4 protein-coding genes are annotated in these 3,862 nt (G+C 41.9%); 2 read left to right on the top strand and 2 right to left on the bottom strand.

The features are described from left to right. Positions 1 to 184 precede the first annotated feature (184 nt). Positions 185 to 1,354, bottom strand: coding sequence for an N-acetylglucosamine-6-phosphate deacetylase (nagA, locus tag BACCOPRO_RS11995; protein ID WP_008144010.1), 1,170 nt, complete (start codon positions 1,352 to 1,354; stop codon positions 185 to 187). Positions 1,355 to 1,374: 20 nt separating this feature from the next. After that, positions 1,375 to 2,541, bottom strand: a complete 1,167-nt coding sequence (gene nagA / locus BACCOPRO_RS11990; protein ID WP_008144009.1) for an N-acetylglucosamine-6-phosphate deacetylase — start codon at positions 2,539 to 2,541, stop codon at positions 1,375 to 1,377. A 315-nt stretch (positions 2,542 to 2,856) separates the two neighbouring features. Between nagA (BACCOPRO_RS11990) and BACCOPRO_RS11985 the strand changes: the two genes are divergently transcribed. Continuing rightward, complete coding sequence (locus BACCOPRO_RS11985) at positions 2,857 to 3,381, top strand: YceD family protein (protein ID WP_022277062.1); 525 nt, start codon at positions 2,857 to 2,859, stop codon at positions 3,379 to 3,381. 16 nt (positions 3,382 to 3,397) lie between these two features. Beyond that, a complete protein-coding gene (gene rpmF, locus BACCOPRO_RS17570; RefSeq protein ID WP_007559879.1) occupies positions 3,398 to 3,583 on the top strand; it encodes a 50S ribosomal protein L32 in 186 nt (61 codons plus the stop codon). The last annotated feature ends 279 nt before the right edge of the window (positions 3,584 to 3,862 follow it).

Here is a 3,862-nt window from a genome sequence, read left to right as displayed (position 1 = left end):
TAAAGAACATAAGCTGGTGCTTAGTTTTGTTAGATGTATGGGGGAGAACCTTTTTATTGTTCTTTGTAAAAGGCCTGGCTTAGGCAGTTGAAATGGTGATATAAGAAATGGAGACATGTCATTGTAAATTTCTTTACGCTGACACGTCTCCATGATTGATATAATAAGACTCAAATGAAAAATCTTAATGTATCATAGTGTTTGTATCTTCTACTATTACTCCATTAGAGAAGACGCAACGTACGTTAATCTGATTATCAAGAATAACGATATCTGCATCTTTACCTTTCTGTAAGCTACCCTTCTTGTCATTGATACCAATGATTGTTGCAGGAGTTTCAGAAGCCATACGTACTGCATCAGCCAGTGGAATACCTGCTTTTTTCACTATTGTCTGAATCAAAGTGTCCATGCTGGCCAAACTTCCTGCTAATGAAGAATGATCAGCCAGTTTGCAAACACCGTTTTCAATAACATAACGCGGATCTACGATAGGTTCTCCTTGGTATGCAGCATATTTAAGAGCATCTGTTACCAGACAAGTTTTCTCTACACCTTTCAGCTTGTAAACGAGCTTCAGAATAGTTGCAGGAAGATGACTTCCGTCTGCAATTACTTCTACGGTCATACCATCTGTCAGGTAAACGCTTTCTACCGTTCCTTCGTATTTGTATTCACGGCGTTTGTGGAATCCCGGCATTGCATTGTAGAAGTGAGCTGCATGAGTGAAACCTGCTGCATAAGCAGCTTTGATCTCATCATATTCAGCTTCAGTATGAGTTACAGCAGTTAAAATACCCCGTGAAGTTGCATATTGAGCAAATTCATGTGCTCCTGGAAGTTCAGGACTGATGTCCCAGCGTTTGATGCACTGAGTACTTTCCAAAAGAGGTTTGTATTCTTCCGGATCCGGATCTTTCAGGAGGCCTTCCCATTGTGCACCGGCCATCTTTGGATTCAGGTACGGACCTTCAATGTGTAATCCCTGAATTACGCTGCCCGGTTGTTGCATCAATTCTTCACAGGTAGTGACAGCCTGTCGGATTGTGTCGAAGGTACTTGATGACAGTGTAGGGAATATAGAGGTCGCACCATGTTTCAGGTGAGCAGAAACAGCTTTTGTAAAGGCTTCTTTGCTTCCTTCTGTAAAATCATGTCCACCACCTCCATGTACGTGCATACTGATGAATCCCGGTACGATGTACATACCTTTGGCATCGATAACGGTTGCTCCGATTACAGCCAGATCGCTGTTTGTAACTTCCAATATCTTTCCGTCACTAATCAGGACGGAGCCATCTTTCAGCCATCCCTGAGGAGTCAGAATATGGCCGTTTATGATTTGCGTTAACATATCAATCAGATTTTACGTTGTTAAAAGAGTTTGTTAGTGCCTTCTACGAGTTTACCCATAGACCATACGGCTCTAACGTTAAGGTCTCTGTCGAGTGCCAGGATATCGGCATCTTTTCCTTTTTCCAAAGTACCTTTACGATCCAATACTCCCATAATTCTTGCCGGAGTCTCAGAAGCCATACGGACTGCATCTTCCAATGGAATTTCAGCTTTCTGTACCATTGTACGGATCAGACGGTCCATAGTTGCGATACTTCCAGCCAGAGCCGATCTGTCGGCCAGTTTACATACGCCATCTTCGATGATTACACGGGGGTCAAAAGCTTCTTTACTGTCGCTGGCTGCACAAGCCAAAGCATCAGTGATAAGAGCTGTTTTTTCCACACCTTTAATCTTATGAACAAGTCGGAGAATTGTCGGTGGAACATGGATACCGTCAGCAACCACTTCAACAGTCATGTCATCCATCAGATAAATACTTTCTACGGTTCCTTCGTATTTATATTCACGACGCTTGTGGAATCCCGGCATTGCATTGTAGAAATGGGTTGCATGAGTATAGCCTGCATAATATCCAGTATAGATATCTTCATATTCAGCCTGCGTGTGTCCGACAGAAGCCAAAACTCCTTTTGAAGTGATATATTTGGCAAACTGCATGGCGCCTGGAAGTTCAGGAGCAGCATCCCAACGTTTGATGCAGTGTGTTTCTTCCAACAAGGGAATATATTCTTCCGGATCAGGATTCTTGATATTCTCCGGCATCTGTCCTCCTGCCATCTTCATATTGAAATAATGGCCTTCCAGATGCAGACCGAGAATCGGGCTGTCCGGTTCGCTCATCAGCTTTTCAGTGGTAGCTGCAGCTGCGCGGATCATAGGAATAGTAGATGATGACAAAGTCGGGAAGATACTGGTTGTTCCGTGTTGCATGTGTGCCTGGATAGCGGCGCGGAATGCATCTTCAGAGCCTTCCATAAAGTCGCGTCCTCCACCTCCATGTACATGGATTTCCACACCTCCCGGAACGATATACATTCCTTTGGCATCAATCAGTTTGGCACCTACAATTGCTAAGTCGCAATTGGTTACTTCTAAAATTTTGTTATCTCTTATCAGCACAGAGCCGTCTTTCAACCAGCCCTGCGGGGTAAGGATTTGAGCGTTAATTATTTGGGTTAACATGGAAATATAGATTAGTTTGTTGTTCCTTTTTTAATCTCCGTTATACTAAATAAGGTGATCGGCCGATTGGATGCGTAAAATTAATACATTTATTTTAAACAGGTATTTTATCTGTCATCTTTTTGAGTAAATATCTTCAAACTCATTCGTTTCGGGAAGAATAGGGAAGGCATTGAATAGGGCTATATGATATTTTAATAAATAAAAAAGGAAAAATCCTAGATAAAATAAATATTTGTTTGTATCTTTGTCGCCCGATTTATATAGTATTGCGAATTGGGAAAGCTTAGCAAATATAAGGTAGAGTTGAAGAACATGCGTGAAGATTCATGTCAGTATGAATACACGCTCGATAATCAGTTCTTCGCAGATATTGATGCTCCGGAGATTCAGCGAGGCAAACTGAAGGTTGTGCTGAATGTCAAAAAGAGCATGGGTGTCTTTATATTGAACTTTCATACGGAAGGCTTTGTTATTGTTCCGTGTGACCGATGCCTGGATGATCTGGAATTACCTGTGAATACAGATGATACACTGAAGGTGAAAATGGGCTTGTCTTTCTCTGAAGAAGGTGATGTCCTGGTGGTTCCGGAAGAAGACGGTTATGTCAATGTAGCATGGTTCATCTACGAATTTATTGAGTTGAGTCTGCCTATGAAGCATGTACACGCTCCCGGAAAATGCAATAAGGCAATGATGGGAACATTGAACAAGCATCTGTGTACGTCTGCAGAAGAAGAAAGTCTGGACGATGCAGATCTGGAAGAAGAACCAGAGGATGAAAGTCGCGAGACAGATCCGCGCTGGGATGATTTGAAGAAAATATTAGATAATAATTAAATAAAGTTTTAGAAAAATGGCACATCCTAAAAGAAGACAGTCAAAAACGAGAACTGCTAAGAGAAGAACTCATGACAAAGCAGTTGCTCCTACTTTAGCTATTTGCCCGAACTGCGGTGAATGGCATGTTTATCACACAGTATGTGGAGCTTGCGGTTATTACAGAGGCAAGTTGGCAATTGAAAAAGAAGCCGCTCTTTAATAAAACGCTAGGTTAAACACTTTTGTGTGGTTCGTCGAAAAGATTAAAGCCGGAGAGCTTTCGGCTCTTCCGGCTTCTCTTTTATTAGGACGCGCACAAATTAAATTCTGAAATGATGGAAAAGATTAATGCTGTAATTACAGGAGTCGGTGGATATGTACCTGATTATGTTCTGACCAATGAAGAATTGTCCAGAATGGTTGATACCAACGATGAGTGGATTATGACCCGTATCGGAGTGAAAGAAAGACGTATTCTTAACGAAGAAGGTTTGGGTAC

This window comes from Phocaeicola coprophilus DSM 18228 = JCM 13818, assembly GCF_000157915.1.
In the GTDB taxonomy this organism is placed as follows: Bacteria; Bacteroidota; Bacteroidia; order Bacteroidales; family Bacteroidaceae; genus Phocaeicola; species Phocaeicola coprophilus.
The sequence above is the reverse complement of the archived record's forward strand: the minus strand, read 5'-3'. Positions and strand labels throughout refer to the sequence as shown.